18 protein-coding genes and 1 pseudogene are annotated in these 15,855 nt (G+C 45.9%); 12 read left to right on the forward strand and 7 right to left on the reverse strand.

Annotated elements, in window-relative coordinates; all coding sequences use genetic code 11:
- The 12 genes and pseudogenes from TPET_RS05990 (at window position 1) to pyrH (ending at window position 9,570) form a co-directional block, all read left to right on the forward strand.
- Window positions 1-258: a F0F1 ATP synthase subunit C gene (locus tag TPET_RS05990; RefSeq protein ID WP_004082074.1), complete on the forward strand. Its 258-nt coding sequence runs from the start codon at window positions 1-3 to the stop codon at window positions 256-258.
- 13 nt (window positions 259-271) lie between these two features.
- On the forward strand, window positions 272-766 hold the full coding sequence (atpF, locus tag TPET_RS05995; RefSeq protein ID WP_004082072.1) for a F0F1 ATP synthase subunit B: 495 nt from the start codon (window positions 272-274) through the stop codon (window positions 764-766).
- The gene (locus TPET_RS06000) at window positions 763-1,314 is read left to right on the forward strand and encodes a F0F1 ATP synthase subunit delta (RefSeq protein WP_004082066.1); all 552 of its coding nucleotides are present in this window, start codon (window positions 763-765) and stop codon (window positions 1,312-1,314) included. The genes atpF and TPET_RS06000 overlap by 4 nt, the downstream gene beginning before the upstream one ends.
- Entirely contained in the window at window positions 1,311-2,822 is a 1,512-nt protein-coding gene (gene atpA, locus TPET_RS06005; protein WP_004082064.1) for a F0F1 ATP synthase subunit alpha, read from the forward strand. The genes TPET_RS06000 and atpA overlap by 4 nt, the downstream gene beginning before the upstream one ends.
- Window positions 2,823-2,843: 21 nt before the next feature.
- Window positions 2,844-3,665 carry an ATP synthase F1 subunit gamma gene (atpG, locus tag TPET_RS06010; protein ID WP_004082062.1) on the forward strand — a complete coding sequence of 274 codons (822 nt, stop codon included), beginning with the start codon at window positions 2,844-2,846 and terminating at the stop codon, window positions 3,663-3,665.
- An 11-nt stretch (window positions 3,666-3,676) separates the two neighbouring features.
- A complete protein-coding gene (gene atpD, locus TPET_RS06015; protein ID WP_004082059.1) occupies window positions 3,677-5,083 on the forward strand; it encodes a F0F1 ATP synthase subunit beta in 1,407 nt (468 codons plus the stop codon).
- Between the two features lie 4 nt (window positions 5,084-5,087).
- On the forward strand, window positions 5,088-5,414 hold the full coding sequence (locus TPET_RS06020; RefSeq protein ID WP_004082057.1) for a F0F1 ATP synthase subunit epsilon: 327 nt from the start codon (window positions 5,088-5,090) through the stop codon (window positions 5,412-5,414).
- Window positions 5,411-6,228: pseudogene (locus TPET_RS06025) on the forward strand (DegV family protein). The gene TPET_RS06020 and the pseudogene TPET_RS06025 overlap by 4 nt, the downstream one beginning before the upstream one ends.
- Window positions 6,229-6,241: 13 nt before the next feature.
- Complete coding sequence (gene hpf, locus TPET_RS06030) at window positions 6,242-6,778, forward strand: ribosome hibernation-promoting factor, HPF/YfiA family (RefSeq protein ID WP_011943704.1); 537 nt, start codon at window positions 6,242-6,244, stop codon at window positions 6,776-6,778.
- Window positions 6,779-6,847: 69 nt separating this feature from the next.
- A complete protein-coding gene (locus TPET_RS06035) occupies window positions 6,848-8,212 on the forward strand; it encodes an Rne/Rng family ribonuclease (RefSeq protein ID WP_011943705.1) in 1,365 nt (454 codons plus the stop codon).
- A 1-nt stretch (window position 8,213) separates the two neighbouring features.
- Window positions 8,214-8,813 carry a translation elongation factor Ts gene (gene tsf, locus TPET_RS06040; RefSeq protein ID WP_011943706.1) on the forward strand — a complete coding sequence of 200 codons (600 nt, stop codon included), beginning with the start codon at window positions 8,214-8,216 and terminating at the stop codon, window positions 8,811-8,813.
- Between the two features lie 61 nt (window positions 8,814-8,874).
- Complete coding sequence (pyrH, locus tag TPET_RS06045; RefSeq protein WP_011943707.1) at window positions 8,875-9,570, forward strand: UMP kinase; 696 nt, start codon at window positions 8,875-8,877, stop codon at window positions 9,568-9,570.
- Here pyrH and TPET_RS06050 read toward each other — a convergent pair.
- The 7 genes from TPET_RS06050 to TPET_RS06080 are packed head-to-tail and all read right to left on the reverse strand — an operon-like array spanning window position 9,567 to window position 15,814.
- On the reverse strand, window positions 9,567-10,835 hold the full coding sequence (locus TPET_RS06050) for an MFS transporter (protein WP_011943708.1): 1,269 nt from the start codon (window positions 10,833-10,835) through the stop codon (window positions 9,567-9,569). The genes pyrH and TPET_RS06050 overlap by 4 nt on opposite strands.
- 3 nt (window positions 10,836-10,838) lie before the next feature.
- Window positions 10,839-11,360: a transcription repressor NadR gene (locus TPET_RS06055; RefSeq protein ID WP_008194872.1), complete on the reverse strand. Its 522-nt coding sequence runs from the start codon at window positions 11,358-11,360 to the stop codon at window positions 10,839-10,841.
- 20 nt (window positions 11,361-11,380) lie between these two features.
- The gene (locus TPET_RS06060) at window positions 11,381-13,036 is read right to left on the reverse strand and encodes a radical SAM protein (RefSeq protein ID WP_011943709.1); all 1,656 of its coding nucleotides are present in this window, start codon (window positions 13,034-13,036) and stop codon (window positions 11,381-11,383) included.
- Window positions 13,033-13,815 carry a hypothetical protein gene (locus TPET_RS06065; RefSeq protein WP_038052698.1) on the reverse strand — a complete coding sequence of 261 codons (783 nt, stop codon included), beginning with the start codon at window positions 13,813-13,815 and terminating at the stop codon, window positions 13,033-13,035. The genes TPET_RS06060 and TPET_RS06065 overlap by 4 nt, the downstream gene beginning before the upstream one ends.
- Window positions 13,805-14,167: a hypothetical protein gene (locus tag TPET_RS06070; protein ID WP_148186790.1), complete on the reverse strand. Its 363-nt coding sequence runs from the start codon at window positions 14,165-14,167 to the stop codon at window positions 13,805-13,807. The genes TPET_RS06065 and TPET_RS06070 overlap by 11 nt, the downstream gene beginning before the upstream one ends.
- Window positions 14,148-14,717 carry an RNA polymerase sigma factor gene (locus TPET_RS06075; RefSeq protein ID WP_011943712.1) on the reverse strand — a complete coding sequence of 190 codons (570 nt, stop codon included), beginning with the start codon at window positions 14,715-14,717 and terminating at the stop codon, window positions 14,148-14,150. Before TPET_RS06075 ends, TPET_RS06070 begins: the two co-directional genes overlap by 20 nt.
- A 32-nt stretch (window positions 14,718-14,749) precedes the next feature.
- Window positions 14,750-15,814: a lysine racemase gene (locus tag TPET_RS06080; protein ID WP_048810874.1), complete on the reverse strand. Its 1,065-nt coding sequence runs from the start codon at window positions 15,812-15,814 to the stop codon at window positions 14,750-14,752.
- Window positions 15,815-15,855 lie beyond the last annotated feature (41 nt).

Below are 15,855 nucleotides of genomic sequence, written 5' to 3' on the forward strand. Positions count from 1 at the left end.
ATGGAAAATCTTGGAGATCTCGCTCAGGGACTGGCGCTTCTTGGAAAATATCTCGGTGCAGGACTATGTATGGGAATAGGAGCCATCGGTCCTGGAATAGGAGAAGGTAACATAGGAGCCCACGCGATGGACGCCATGGCGAGACAACCTGAAATGGTCGGTACCATCACCACGAGGATGCTTCTTGCCGACGCCGTTGCCGAAACAACGGGTATATACTCTCTTCTCATAGCCTTCATGATCCTCCTCGTGGTGTGAGGAGGGGAGAACTTTGGGCTTTCTGGAGATAAACTGGACCTCAGCGGCAATGCTGATGCTCTTCGTTCTCATGGTGTATTTTCTAAACAAATTCCTCTACACACCGTTCATTGAGATGGCGGAGAAGAGAAGAAAAAAGGTGGAAGAGGACCTGAAAAGCGCTGAGCAACTGAAGGAAGAAGCCGAAAAGATGAGATCTGAAGCCGAGAGATTTCTCTCCGAAGCAAGGCAGAGAGCAGACGAAATCGTAGAAAGTGCCAGAAAAGAAGCCGAAGCGATTGTTGAAGAAGCTCGTGAAAAGGCAAAGAAAGAAGCGCAGAACATCGTAGAGTCCGCAAAAACACAGATAGAAGTTGAATACAAAAAGGCTCTGGAACAGGTTCAGGAAAGAGCAGCGGAACTCTCCGTGATACTCGCTACCAAGCTTCTCCAAAAGGTGTTTCAGGATGAAAGAGCAAGAAGAGAGTATCTCGTCAAAATCCTCAAAGAGGAGATAGAAAAGTCATGAGGTTCTCTGCGGTGGCGGGAAGGTACGCCAGAGCACTTTTAAACGTTGCAATAGAAAAAGAAAAAGAAGAGGAATACCTGAGATTCCTGGATCTTGTGTGCCAGATTTACGAATCAAGCAGGGAACTGTTTGACAATCCCATCTTGAAACCAGAAAAGAAGATTTCTCTCATAAAAGAGATAATGAAAAGTTTCGGCCAGGAAATGGATGAGTTTCAGGAACGATTTTTAACGCTCGTGTTTGAGAGAAAAAGACAGAAACTTCTGAGAAACATCAGGGATCTGTTCGAGTACGAGAAGATCCTGTCGGAGCAGAAAGTTCCGGCAAATCTATCGATAGCCCACAGCCCAGAAGATGAAGAACTTTCTCTCCTCAGAAAGTTCGTCAGAAAGTACGCTCTCAAGGATCCTGTTTTCGATATTTCCATCGACGAATCTCTCATAGCGGGTGCTCTCGTTGAATTCGAAGGATTCAGACTGGACACGACGGTTCAGGGCAGACTGAAAAGAATCGCCCGAGAAGCCCTCAAAAGGGGTGAGATGAGTTGAGGATAAATCCTGGAGAAATCACGAAGGTTCTCGAAGAGAAGATAAAAAGTTTCGAGGAGAAGATCGATCTCGAAGACACTGGTAAGGTCATCCAGGTTGGAGACGGTATAGCCCGTGCGTACGGGTTGAATAAAGTGATGGTGAGTGAGCTCGTGGAATTCGTCGAAACTGGAGTCAAAGGAGTCGCCTTCAATCTGGAAGAGGACAACGTTGGTATCATCATACTCGGTGAATACAAAGATATAAAAGAGGGTCACACCGTCAGAAGATTGAAAAGGATCATAGAAGTACCGGTTGGAGAAGAGCTCCTCGGTAGGGTGGTCAATCCGCTCGGAGAACCGCTCGATGGAAAGGGCCCAATAAACGCAAAGAACTTCAGACCGATAGAAATAAAAGCCCCCGGTGTCATCTACAGGAAACCCGTCGATACACCTCTCCAGACAGGAATAAAGGCGATCGACTCCATGATTCCCATCGGGAGAGGCCAAAGAGAGCTGATCATAGGAGATAGGCAGACGGGAAAAACGGCCATCGCTATAGACACCATCATCAACCAGAAAGGACAGGGTGTGTACTGCATTTACGTGGCGATAGGTCAGAAAAAGTCCGCTATTGCAAGGATCATCGATAAACTCAGACAGTACGGAGCCATGGAGTACACAACGGTGGTTGTGGCCTCCGCTTCCGACCCGGCATCTCTCCAGTACATAGCACCGTACGCGGGCTGTGCCATGGGAGAGTACTTCGCATATTCCGGAAGGGATGCCCTCGTGGTCTATGACGATCTTTCGAAGCACGCCGTCGCCTACAGACAGCTCTCACTTCTCATGAGAAGGCCCCCGGGAAGAGAGGCTTATCCTGGGGACATCTTCTATCTACACTCCAGACTCCTTGAGAGGGCCGTCAGACTGAACGACAAACTCGGTGGAGGATCCCTCACGGCTCTACCCATCGTTGAAACTCAGGCGAACGATATATCCGCCTACATTCCAACGAACGTGATATCCATCACTGACGGTCAGATATACCTCGAGCCCGGATTGTTCTACGCCGGTCAGAGACCTGCTATCAACGTTGGTCTGTCCGTTTCCAGGGTTGGAGGATCTGCGCAGATAAAAGCAATGAAGCAGGTCGCCGGTATGTTGAGAATTGATCTTGCACAGTACAGAGAACTCGAAACGTTCGCTCAGTTTGCCACAGAACTGGATCCAGCTACCAGAGCCCAGATCATAAGAGGACAGAGGCTCATGGAACTTCTGAAACAGGAACAGTACAGTCCTATGCCCGTTGAAGAGCAGGTCGTCGTTCTCTTCGCAGGTGTCAGGGGATACCTCGATGATCTCCCGGTGGAAGAAGTCAGAAGATTCGAGAAGGAATTTCTCAGATTCATGCACGAAAAGCACCAGGATATCCTCGACGACATAAAGACGAAGAAAGAACTGACTTCGGAAACGGAGGAAAAACTCAAGAAAGCCATTGAAGAATTCAAAACCACTTTCAGGGTGTGATGTGCAATGAGTAGAGGTCGAATGCTACAGATAAAGAGAAAGATAAACGCAACACAATCACTGATGAAGATCACGCGCGCTATGGAGATGGTAGCGCGCGCAAAGGTGAGAAAAATAGAGTCGGAGTATCAAAAATTCAAGCCCTTCTACGACGAAGTGAAAAGATTGTGGGCGCTGGTTCCAGCGGAATCTCTCGATCCGATCTTTTTTGAAGAAGGGAACAGAGACCTGATCGTGGTGATAACAAGCGATATGGGACTGTGTGGTTCCTTCAACAGTGAAATCTTGAGAGAGGCAGAAAGAGTGATCTCCGAATCCAGGGATCCACACCTCATACTCGTAGGTCTCAAAGCCATAAACCATTTCAAGGACGGAAAAGTGTTGAAAATGTACGACAGATTCTACGAAATACCCGACTTTAGAAACGGCTCTACGATCGTGGAAGATATTCTCAATTTTCTCGATGGGAAACCCGCGAGAGTCAGAGTGATTTTCAGCCGATTCAAAAACGTTCTTATACAGAGGCCAGAAGTGCACGAACTTCTTCCCATCAAAAAGGAAGAAAAAAAGAGAGAAGACTTCGAATACGAACCACGCCTAGAGCAAATTGCTCCGCTGATCTTTCATTACTATCTCTCGGCCACACTCATGGAACTCATGTTTCAGACGAAGATAGGAGAATACTACGCAAGACAGAACGCCATGAAGAACGCCACAGACAACGCCCAGGAAGTGATCAGGGAGCTGACACTGGCGTACAACAAAGCGCGTCAGGCTTCGATCACCCAGGAACTCATAGAGATCGTTACGGGAGCAGAAGCTCTGAAGGAAATAGAAAAATGAGGTGATATGGCATGGCAAAGGGTTCGAAAGGATTCATTGTGAGTATTATGGGACCTGTTGTGGACGTGAAATTTCCCGAAGAGGAACTCCCGGATATATACAACGCCCTCGAAGTTGTAAATCCCCAAACGGGGCAGAAGGTAGTGCTCGAGGTGGAGCAGCTCATCGGCGATGGAGTTGTTAGAACGGTGGCTATGGATTCAACAGACGGTTTAACCAAAGGTCTGGAAGTGGTAGATACAGGAGCTCCCATAACAGCACCTGTGGGGAAAGAAGTCCTTGGAAGGATCCTGAACGTGATAGGTGAACCTGTCGACGAAGCAGGAGAAATAAAAGCCAAAGAAAGATGGCCCATTCACAGACCAGCCCCTGAGCTTGTGGAACAATCCACAGAGATAGAAATCCTCGAGACCGGTATAAAGGTGATCGATCTTCTCGCTCCGTTCCCAAAGGGCGGAAAGATCGGTTTCTTCGGAGGAGCGGGCGTTGGAAAGACCGTGCTCGTTATGGAACTCATCAGAAACATCGCAATAGAACACAAGGGATTTTCAGTGTTCGCAGGTGTCGGGGAGAGAACAAGAGAAGGTAACGAACTCTGGCTCGAAATGCAGGAAAGCGGAGTTCTTGGAAACACCGTTCTCGTTTTTGGCCAGATGAACGAGCCCCCGGGAGCAAGGTTCAGAGTGGCTCTTACCGCCCTCACCATCGCTGAGTACTTCAGAGACGTAGAAGGAAGAGACGTTCTTCTCTTCATAGACAACATATTCAGGTTTGTCCAAGCTGGAAGTGAAGTCTCGGCACTTCTCGGAAGAATGCCGTCTGCTGTGGGATATCAGCCCACCCTCGCAACCGATATGGGAGAACTTCAGGAGAGAATCACTTCGACGAGGAGAGGTTCCATCACATCCGTTCAGGCCATATACGTTCCTGCGGACGACATAACCGACCCGGCACCGGCAACCACCTTCGCCCATCTTGATGCCACTGTGGTTCTGTCACGAAGAATAGCAGAACTTGGACTTTACCCGGCGGTTGATCCTCTCGACTCCTCCTCGAAAATTCTGGATCCAGCGATCGTTGGAAGAGAGCATTACGAAGTGGCAAGAGGTGTTCAGGAAGTTCTTCAGAGATACAAGGACCTTCAGGATATTATCGCCATACTCGGTGTGGAGGAACTCTCTCCGGAAGACAAACTTGTGGTTCACCGTGCCAGAAGAATTCAAAGGTTCCTCAGCCAGCCGTTCCACGTAGCAGAAAGGTTCACAGGTCGTCCTGGAAGATACGTACCCATTGAAGAAACAATTAGAGGATTCAAGGAGATTCTCGACGGAAAACTCGACGATGTACCTGAACAGGCGTTTCTCATGGCCGGAAACATCGACGAAGTTAAAGAAAGAGCAAAAGAAATGAGGAGTTGAAAATGTGAAGGTAAAAATCGTTACACCCTATGGGATCGTGTACGACAGAGAAAGCGACTTCATTTCTTTCAGAACGGTGGAAGGATCCATGGGAATCCTCCCCAGGAGGGCTCCCATAGTAACCCAGCTCTCCGTGTGCGATGTAAAAATAAAATCGGGTGATGATGAATACCATCTGAAAGTTGCGGGTGGTTTTTTGCTCTGCGATGGAAAAGATGTGATCATAATCACGGAAGAAGCCGGAAGAGAAGAAGACATCTCCCCTGATAGATTCATGGAAGCAAGGGAAAGAGTGGAAAGGGTGAGACGATTCTTCCAGTCTTCGTTATAGACAGCGCTGTCACAGTTGGCAATTGGGAACTTCCGTTTCCTGTAAGAACGATCGGTATAAAGGTCTACATCGACGATAAAGAGTACACAGACGACGTAGACATCGATAAAGAAACTTTTTACAGTCTTTTTGGAAAGGCAAAAAACTTCAGAACAGCCGTCCCCTCTCCGCTTGAAATGGAGAGGGTGCTTCGTGATATAATTTCTGAAGGTTGTACCCGTATATACTGCGTTCATCTATCTTCGAAGCTGAGCGCTTTTTATAATGTGATGAAGAGTGTAACTGAACGTCTAAAAGAAGAGTTCCCGTCGGTGACGTTCAGAGTGATTGATACTAAGCAGCTTTCCATAGGAGCGGGGTACGTTCTTTTAAAACTCATGGAAGCAGTGAAAGACGGCAGAGAAGATCTTGAAAAAGTCGTTCAGGAGGTAAACGAAAGAATAAAGATCCGATTCTCAGTGCTGGAATTCGATTATCTCATGAAGAGCGGAAGGGTAAAGACGATAAAGGAATGCTCGGAAATCTCGTAAAGATACACCCCATTCTGAGCATTGAAGATGGAGAACTCAAAGTGGTGGCGAAAAAACGTGGCTTAAAGAATGTTGTAGAGAAAATTGTTCAGGACCTGAAAATAGACGGAAGAAAAATGCTGGGACTTGTTTATGCCGGGGAAGAAATGAAGGAGATCGTTCTTGAAATAGAAGAAAAACTGAAAGACGAACACATCGAAAGGGTGGACATCGTGAGATTGCCTCCCACCCTTGCTGTTCATTCTGGTCCCAAGATGTTCGGAGCAGGTGTATTCATACTGTAAGGGAGGTGCTTTTATGGAGTACAGGATAACGGGAAAGGGTGTAGAGATTTCCGAAGCCATCAAGAACTATCTGGAAAAAAGGCTCGATAAAGTTGACAGAGTGATCTACGATGATGAACTCGTCTCCTTTGACGTGAGAATAGAAAAAGATGGAAAGAATCAATACGTGGTTAAGTTCAATATGAATCTGAAAGGGAACATCATCAATGTGGAAGAAAGGCATCCGGACATTTACACCGCGATAGACTTCGCCTCGGATGCTCTGGAAAAACAGGTGAAAAAACTGAAAGAAAGGCTGAAGAACCACTCCCATAGAAAGTCTATACCCACTGAAACACCTCTTGAAGAACACGGTGAATTTTCTCCATCCGATAAGATTTCTTCGATAAAAAGAGTTTCTCTTCTCAACCTCGATCTCGATGAAGCAGTCATGCAGATGGATGAGTTGAACCACCGATTCCTCGTTTTCAGAAACGTCAACACTGGTGAAATAAATCTTCTCTACAGAGACGAAAACGGAAACATTCATCTCATTGAGATGGCAGAGTAAACCGGAGGTGTCAAGGATATAAGAGAATTTCTCCTTAATGTTCAACCAGACAGTCTGTCCTACGCTGTAATGGACGATGGTGAACTCGAAGAGATCTTTTTTGATGAGATAGAAACGATCGCGGGGAAAATTTACCTTGGAAAGATCGAAAAAATCGTACCAGGACTCGAAGCGGCTTTCGTGAAGATTGGAAAGGGCAGGAACGCCTTTTTGAAACTCAGTGAGATAAACGAGGTCTACAGGGAAACTATTCTGAAAGAACAGGAAGTGAAAGAGGGTCAGAAGATACTCGTACAGGTAAAAAAGGATGCTTCGGGGAAAAAAGGACCTCAGGTAACAACTCAGATAGGAATAGCCGATAGATTCGTTGTCATATTTCCTTTCAAAAAAGTGATAGGTGTCTCAAGAAAGATAGAAGATGCTTCGGAAAGGCGTAGGTTGAGAACTACAGCTTTTTCTCTGAGGAAGAGACACGGTGTCGGTGTAATAGTGAGAACAGCAGCAGAAGGTGTGGACGAAGAGGAGATCATAAAGAATTTTGAAAGGGCATTAGAAAAATGGAACCAGGTACTTCAAAAGTTCAGAAGGTCGAGAAAACCGAAATTGCTACACGAAGAAGACCCTGTAGAACAGATCATCAAAGAAAAGGTGAATTCGAAGATAGACAGGTTGATTTACAACAATAGATCACTCCTTGAGACTTTGCAGAAATATCTTCAAAATCTTCCAAAAAAGCCGGAACTCGAGTACGTAGAAGGTGATTTGTTTGAAAAATTCTCTGTTTACGAACGTATGAAAAAACTCCTTTCTCGCACCGTTCAATTGAAAAGTGGCGGAAACATCGTCATAGATCGAACAGAAGCACTCACCGTCATAGATGTAAACTCGGAAAGCTACACAGACGCTGAAAACCAGGAGGAACTCGCTTTGAAAACGAACATGGAGGCCATCGAAGAAATCGTTCGTCAGTTGATACTCAGAAACATTGGAGGAATCGTGGTAATAGATTTCATAAAGCAGAAAGATCCGAAGAGTTATGAAAAGCTTCTTTCACGATTCAAAGAGGTTGCAAAAAGAGACGGAACAAGAATCGAAATCTTTGGATTCACAAATCTTGGGCTTCTGGAAATAACAAGAAAAAGAACGACAAGACCTCTGGATACACTTCTTTTCACCCGGTGCCCCGTGTGTTCGGGAACAGGGAAGGTGCTTTCTCAAAAGATCCTGCTCAAGAGGATCAGAGAAGATTTGAAAAAATTGAAGAATTTTGAGGAAGTAACATTGAAAGTTCATCCGAACATGTCTGGATACTTCAAAAGGGAAGATATAAAAAAGCTCCAGAAGGAATTCAAAGTAAAACTGAACCTGGATTATGGCTGGCATGATCCAAATTCTTACGAGATCAAGGCGAAGACCAAGAAAGGAGGAAAGTGACATGGAAATATCCATGGACCTAATCAAAAAGCTCAGAGAGATGACGGGAGCAGGTATTCTGGATTGTAAAAAAGCCCTCGAAGAAGCCGGCGGTGATATGGAAAAAGCGGTGGAGATTCTCAGAAAAAAGGGTGCTGCAACAGCAGAAAAGAAAGCCGGAAGAACTACCAAAGAAGGAATCATCGTTGCTTACGTTCATTTCAACGGAAGAATAGGTGTTCTGCTCGAAATGAATTGCGAAACAGATTTCGTGGCGCGAACCGATGAGTTCAAAGAACTCGCCTACAATCTCGCAAAACAGGTTGCCGCGATGAAGCCTCTGTACGTCAGGAGAGAGGACGTTCCCGCAGAAGTCATAGAGAAAGAGAAAGAAATCTACAGGGCCCAGATCAAGGATAAACCTGAAAACATCGTTGAAAAGATCGTGGAAGGAAAGCTTGAAAAATACTTCGAACAGGTGTGTCTCTACGAACAGACCTACATATTCGACGATACAAAAAAGGTAAAAGATCTCATAAACGAACTCATAGCGAAAACAGGAGAAAACATAAGGGTTTCAAGGTTTACAAGATACGAGATAGGAGAGGGCTATGAAGATTGATCAACAATACACATAAACAAGGGTGAGCGAAAGGCTCACCCTTTTTTTGGAGGTATGGATCATGAGAGTACTGGTGAAGCTGAGTGGGGAAGCACTCTCGGGAGAAGGAGGCAGAGGCTTCGATCCAGAAAGGGTGAACTATATAGTTACAGAGATCAAAAGCGTCGTTGAAGAGGGTTTCAAAATAGGTATCGTTGTGGGAGCAGGAAATCTTTTCAGGGGTGTCGAGCTGAAGAATCTCACCATGGCAAGGGCCGATCAGATCGGTCTTCTCGGGACGGTGATGAATTCCGTATATTTGAAAGACATCTTCGAAAGATCCGGATTGAAAGCTCGAATTTATTCACAGATAGTGAATCTTCCGGATGTGGAAAGGGTGAACTACGATTCTATAGAATCTGCCCTAAGAGAAAACAGCATTCTGATCTTCGCTGGAGGTACGAGCAATCCATTTTTCACAACGGACACGGCAGCCGTTCTGAGAGCCCAGGAGATGAAAGCAAAACTGGTGGTGAAAGCCACAAAAGTGGATGGTGTGTACGATAAAGACCCAAAGAAATTTCCCGATGCTAAGAAGATCCCTCATCTCACGTTCTCAGAAGCGATGAAAATGGGGCTCAAGGTCATGGACGCCGAAGCCTTCGCACTGTGTAAGAAGCTTGGGATCACAGTGAAAGTGATCAATTTCTTCGAACCAGGAACTCTTCTGAAAGCGCTGAAGGGAGAAGACGTGGGAAGCACCGTTGTTCCAGATTAATCCACGTATTTCCCCTTTGTTTCTCTTCCAAACATCAGAACGATCACACCGGCAAACATTGCCATCGCGGAGATCCATGCGAGGGTTTCCGCGATGCTTTTTCCTTTCTCCATCATGAAGCCTGTGTAGTAAGGAGCTATTATACCCGCTATCCTTGCCCATACTCCCGCTGCTCCGTTTCCAGTCCCCCTGAGCGGCGTGGGATACAGCTCCGGTGTGTAGGCATAGACCAGTCCCCACACTCCAAGACAGAAGAAAGAAAGGACCAAAGCAGCTGCAAGAAGCGAAGCATCTCCTCTCACGTTGGCCCACAGCAGAGCGACAAGTCCTGTTCCTATGAAGTAAACACCAAGAGAAGCCTTTCTTCCCCATTTTTCTATGAAGTAGGCTGCCGAAAGGTACCCGGGAAGCTGTGCCACCATCATGTAGAATGTGAACCAGGAAGATTTGACAACACTCACACCCAGCGAGGAGAAGATCCTGGGAGCCCAGGTGAACAGAGCGTAATACACGAAGCTCACAACGAACCACGCTATCCAGATCACAACTGTGTCTTTCAAATGTTCCCTCTTCAAAAGAGCCAGGATGGGAACTTTCTCTTTTTTTGGAAGCTCCACCTCTTCCTCCACTCTTTTACCCAGAGACCTTTCCAGCGCTTCTTTTCCACCCTTCAAAAACGCGTACTTTGGAGTTTCGGGCATCCTAAGAAACACCGGAACAAAAAGGTACCCGATGGAGAAGATCCAGAAGACCCATCTCCAGTTCGGGAGAACATTCACTGCGAAGAGTCCTATCAGTATACTCCCAACCGCCCAGCTCGACTCCAGAAGCACAAGATACCTTCCCCTGAGTCTGATACTCGTGAATTCTGCAAGATACGCGTTGAACGAAGGCATCAAGCCTCCATACCCAAAACCCGAAAGGCCTCTCAGAACTAAAAGAGTTTCGAACGATGAGGAAAAGCCGGACAGAAAAGTGAAGGTGATCGTTACGATGAAAAAGAACAGATTGGAAACTTTCCTTCCAAGAAGGTCAGCCACGAACCCCACAGAAAGCGCTCCAAAAAGCATTCCAAGGAAGGTAGCACTCGCTATGGTAGCTCCCTGAGTAGAGGTGAGATTCCATTCCTTTATCACGTAAGGAAGCACAAAAGAAAGAAGCATAACACCGGCAGCGTCGAACATCCAGGCGATAGAAGTGAGGATGAGAAACCTTCTCTGAGTTTTTCTGTCCACGTATTTTTCAACTATTTCGTCTATTCTCATCTTTTATCCCTCCTCTATCAGGAAACCTTTTTTCTTCAGCTCTCTCATGATTCTTTCCATTGTTTCTTCATCCGGTGCCTCTATGGTGTGAAGATGAACTCCTCCAGAGAGAGTTAAGAGAGGTTCTGTCTTTGCCATCTCCATCAAGTTTACAAATTTCAAGACCTCTTCCTCGGAGGAAACATCGATGATACCTCTTATTTCACCGTAAACCGGATGTTCCACAATCACATCGACTATTCTTCCACCGTTTCTCACCACACAGAGTAATTCTTCTTTTATCTCTTCTGGCGCGTGCTTCACAGCTACAAGCCTCGAGACTCCGGATTTTCCACCCGCAAGCACGTATCCCCTTGGCGTGGCCACGATGTTGTAACCAAGACTTCTCAAGTAGGCGATATCCTGGACAATTACCTGCCGACTCACACTGAGTTCTTCTGCCAGCTGAGCTCCACTGACGGGTTCTTTTGATCTCTCGAGAATCCTTACGATAGACTTCAATCTTTCCTGTCTAACGGTCTTCATATCCCTCACCCGAGTATATTTTACACCTGCTGTAAAGAAATGCCAAGCTTTCTGAGAAAGTTCACTGTCTCGGCGGGAACTACTTTCTTGAGATCTTCCCAGCTTCTGAAGGGACGATTCAAGATGATCTTTCTGGCGAGGGCACTTCCAATCCCTGGGATCGCTGTGAGTTCTTCCAGTGACATGGAGTTTATGAAGGAAGGGTAAGGCAGGGCAGTCACCGATCGTTCGCCATGGGAAACTACAACCACGTCCAGCACACCGCTGTGATTTCCCGGAATGCCGACGAGTATTGGATAACTCCCCAGCTGTCTTCCAAAAGAGGTTTTTCCTTCTCTGTACTCAACTATCACCTTTTTTAGAACAGTGCCGGCAGGGAAGACTCTCTTCAGCATTTCACGATCTATCTCTTCTCTTATTTTTCTTTTCCATTGTTCATGAAGATGGCTTTTGATTCTGTGCTTTTTATTCTTCAGATACTCGTATACCGGAGTTCCCGGATAGGCGAGAAGTTTTCTGATGTTTATCCTTCTCAGAAGATAACCTTCATCGAGAATGCGCTTCAGATATGAATAATTCTTTTTGAGGGTTTCTTCCGTTTCCCCCGGAAGACCGAAGATCAGATTCACACCGGGAAGGAGTTTTGGTATTCCATCTACCCGCACTCCACCTATCTCATTCACAACAGCGATGGCTTTCAAAAACTCTTCCGGCGAACCCTGAACGTTGTTCTTCTTCAGAACATTTTCGTCGAAGGACTCCACTCCAAAGGAGAACACATCACCTGGTGTGTTGTATCTGACAATGGTTTCAACTATCTTTCTACATTCCTTTTCGTATGTAACAAGGTAGGATGGGTTGGCGTTGTCTGTGTGGAGAACTTCCAGATGAGGAGCTACTTCTCTGGTACCCGAGTACAGCTCTTCCAAGATCTCTGGGGAAGGCTTCCCTCCGTTTCTGTCAGATCCAAACGCCAAGATATTTGCAGCCCTTCCGAAGCGAAATGCTCTGCATCCAGCTCTGTAGAGGGACTCTATCTCTTTCAGTATGGCCTGTACATCTCGAGATTTCAACCTTCCGTGGAGAAGCGGCTCTGTACAAAAAGAACAGAACGTTCTTCTTTCACAACCCCTCGAGACTTCTATTTCGCATATGACATGCGGAAAGTTCGGATGTTTCTCAAGGACAACGGCCCCATAAGGTGCCACCGCATCGATCAGCTCATAATCGCTTTTTGCCTCTGGATCGGGTACACCTCGAAAATAGGAGACTACAAAAGCCTCCATATCTCCACTCACCAGATAATCCGCCTGTATGTCAAATCGTCTTGCCACAGATCCCCCTCTGAGTGAATATCCCCCAACTATTGGGCCTCCCACTATTTTGGTGGGCCTTCTTGTGATGCTGAGAATCCTCTGAAGCTCTGAAAGGGTGAGAGGTGTTCCGCCCTTGTATCGACCTGGCACGGTGATTCCACCAAAAACAAAAAGAAAGTCGTATTCGTTCGCAATTTCCCAGAGTGATTCCTTTCTCATCCTGTCTATGGTGACATAATCGACTTCTACATCATGAACCACAAGTGCACCTGCGAGGTACCTGATGTACGGACTCACATAAGGTGGGACACCGAAAGCGGCAGGTTCGTCTATGTAACCGTCCACTATGAGCGCTCTCATTGTCCAAGAATCACCTTTATCTCCTCAAGAGTTTTTTCATCGGCAACGATGGCTATCTTGAGCCCGTTGATGCTGATTTGCAAACCACCCTTTGGAAGGTCGTTTCCTATGAATATCTCTACCTTCTGACCGTTTTTGTAGATACCTTCTATCTCGAGCCCCGATGTTCCTTCTCTGATTATGAGGAAACGAAAGTTACTCAGGATGTCAACCAGTTCTTTTGGAAATTCCACTCCAGAGTCCACAAGAGTGTAGTCTTTCAAAATTTCATTCTTATCGGCAGAAAGTGGTTTCACTTCTTCGTAAATCAGCTTGCTCTTCGTGTCCATGTAGTTTCTTTCGATCTCTTTTGGAAACCCATCGGATGAGAGAAGCACGCGGTATTCTCCCGTGTCATGAATGTATATCTCGTACCCTTCGTTTGTTTCTTCAATTTTCAGATCTCTTCCCTGCAGAATCTCTTTGAAGGCAAGATCCTCAAGATCGAGAATGAGCATGGGAGATCTCTTCAAGGTGGTACCGGATCCCATGTAACAGCTCTGACCCAGTCTCACCCAGTTCACACTGACGGGTTCGTGTACCAGAACCATCTTGTCTGCTCCCCACTTGTACACCTCTTCGTATCTGAAACGGCTTTTCAAACCAATTTCAACCATTATCCTCTTCGCGTAATAGTTTGCGTACATCCATTTTTCCACGATTTCAGGTAGTGCAAAAATCGTGGCTGCGAGGAAAAACAAAACTACCAGAACGTATTTTTTCACACTATCACCATCCATCGCTCACTACTTCCACTGTTTTTATGTAATCTATTAACTCTTTAACAACAGGATTTTGTTTTTGAACAACTTTTCGAGACGGAGAAACCGGGAAAATGTCGAGGACTACAGAAAGAAGCAGCAGGGAAACTGCGATCCCAGCGAAAACTGTTGAAAGAACAAGTTTCTTCCGCCTTTTTTTCATGATCTTCCTCATCAGACGTTCACTTGGAACGTACTCGCATCGTATTCTGAAGAGAGTGATAGCTTCTCTGTAGATTCGGTAATCTCTGAGGAGTTCCTCAGGAAGCCCCTCTATGGGTTCTTCACCGTCAAGAATCCTGTTCAATCTGTCATCTTTCAACAGTTCCACCCTCTTTCAGCAAGTTTCCCAGCCTCTTTCTTGCGTAGTGAAGACGGCTTTTCACAGTTCCAACAGGTTTTTGCAAAACGGACGCTATTTCTTCATAGCTCAACCCGTCTATATCCCTCAGTTTTATGAGCAGCCTGTCCTCCGGTGAGAGCTTTTCCAGAGCCTTTTGAACCCTCTCAGCAGTGATCGATCGAAGCACTTCATCGAACACATCCTCTTTCGCTTCCGGCTGGATGTAGATTTCCTCTTCGTTGTCTTTCTCCTGGAAATCCGTCAAAAACTCGTTTCTCTTCTTGTACTTCTGAAGATAGTCCTTACAGACATTCACGGCTATCCTGTAGATCCACGTAGAGAGCTTCGAATCGCCTCTGAATTTCTTTATCCCTTTGAAAATCCTCAAAAAAACATCCTGAACAACATCATCCACATCGTCGGTGTTCAAAAAGCTCTTTGCTATACTTCCTATTTTTGGAGCGAATTCTCTGTATAGAATCTCGTATGCCCAGTCTTCTTTCCTTTTGAGGGCTTCAACGAGTTTTTTTTCGTTCAAAACCGCTTCCTCCTCGTATTAAGACTTTCCCCTCAAATTGAGGGTTCATACACCTTCTCCACGAATGGAGAAGTCATAGCCTTCAAAAGACAGGAGTAAGTCATTCTGAACCTGAACACGTCACCGACTTTCACATCTCCAAAATCCGTAACATCGAGGACGATATGATCGCTCGAAGCGTGCAGTACCTCAACTCCTTTGTCCACGGGAATGAGACCTCTGCTGTCTATATCTTGCTCTCCAAGAGCGCAGATCGCTCTCTTCCTTATGCCCCTGTCCACGAACTCAATCTTCCTTCCAAAGACATCGAGTCCCTTCTTTCCAAGAGGAACGGATTGTTTCTCCTTCACCTCTATCACTTCAGCCTCGATCAGAAAGGTGTCCTGAGAAAGCCAGTCTATGACTCGATTGTTCGTTATGTCCCTTCCCAGAACAATGGCTTCTCCTATCCTGAGCTGGTTTATTCCTTCAGGGATCTCGTCGTTCTCCAGTGCGTAGAGCGCCGGAGTGTTTCCACCGGAGACTATCTCTATGTTGAATCCGTGATTTTTTTCCAGCTTTTCCTTTATATCGAGCAGGATTTCAAACTTTTCTCTCGTTGGTATGATACCACCGTAGCATCCAAAATTGGCACCAATTCCCACAACGTTGGTCCCTTTGCATTGAGCAATTTCTTCAACGGCTTTCTCAAACCAGACACCTTCCCTGAGATCTCCCACATCTATCATATATATGATCTTCACGTTTCTCTTTATCTCTCTGGAGAGCTCATCCACTTTCTTTGCCACATCAGGATCGGAGACCATGATGTAATCGAAGTGCCTCACATCTTCAACAAGTTCACTCATCATGGGAAGTCTCAGGAGCATGAACGGTCCCTCGATTCCCGCTTTTTTCATTCTGAGAACGTTCTTTATCCTGGACTCACCCAGTATCTTGATACCCGCTTTCCTGAGCGTTTCCGCAAAACGGGGATCACCAAGGGTTACCTTGGTAACACCGACTATTTCTATACCTCTTCTGGAGGCCATTTCGACTACTTTTTTTGCGTTTTCTTCTATCTCTTTTAGATTTATCAGAAGCCTGGGATACACCATCAACACCTCGCTTTATAGTAGAATAGTTACGTGGAGGTGAT

It is taken from the genome of Thermotoga petrophila RKU-1, assembly GCF_000016785.1.
Classification (GTDB): domain Bacteria; phylum Thermotogota; class Thermotogae; order Thermotogales; family Thermotogaceae; genus Thermotoga; species Thermotoga petrophila.

Bases quoted from the DNA above. Each gene is read 5' to 3' on its own strand.
- atpD (WP_004082059.1), top strand. From the start codon at position 3,677: ATGGCAAAGGGTTCGAAAGGATTCATTGTGAGTATTATGGGACCTGTT.
- atpG (WP_004082062.1), top strand. From the start codon at position 2,844: ATGCTACAGATAAAGAGAAAGATAAACGCAACACAATCACTGATGAAG.
- TPET_RS06050 (WP_011943708.1), bottom strand. From the start codon at position 10,835: ATGAGAATAGACGAAATAGTTGAAAAATACGTGGACAGAAAAACTCAG.
- hpf (WP_011943704.1), top strand. From the start codon at position 6,242: ATGGAGTACAGGATAACGGGAAAGGGTGTAGAGATTTCCGAAGCCATC.
- TPET_RS06060 (WP_011943709.1), bottom strand. From the start codon at position 13,036: ATGAGAGCGCTCATAGTGGACGGTTACATAGACGAACCTGCCGCTTTC.
- TPET_RS06055 (WP_008194872.1), bottom strand. From the start codon at position 11,360: ATGAAGACCGTTAGACAGGAAAGATTGAAGTCTATCGTAAGGATTCTC.
- TPET_RS05990 (WP_004082074.1), top strand. From the start codon at position 1: ATGGAAAATCTTGGAGATCTCGCTCAGGGACTGGCGCTTCTTGGAAAA.
- TPET_RS06080 (WP_048810874.1), bottom strand. From the start codon at position 15,814: ATGGTGTATCCCAGGCTTCTGATAAATCTAAAAGAGATAGAAGAAAAC.
- TPET_RS06000 (WP_004082066.1), top strand. From the start codon at position 763: ATGAGGTTCTCTGCGGTGGCGGGAAGGTACGCCAGAGCACTTTTAAAC.
- tsf (WP_011943706.1), top strand. From the start codon at position 8,214: ATGGAAATATCCATGGACCTAATCAAAAAGCTCAGAGAGATGACGGGA.
- TPET_RS06035 (WP_011943705.1), top strand. From the start codon at position 6,848: ATGGACGATGGTGAACTCGAAGAGATCTTTTTTGATGAGATAGAAACG.
- TPET_RS06065 (WP_038052698.1), bottom strand. From the start codon at position 13,815: ATGGATGGTGATAGTGTGAAAAAATACGTTCTGGTAGTTTTGTTTTTC.
- pyrH (WP_011943707.1), top strand. From the start codon at position 8,875: ATGAGAGTACTGGTGAAGCTGAGTGGGGAAGCACTCTCGGGAGAAGGA.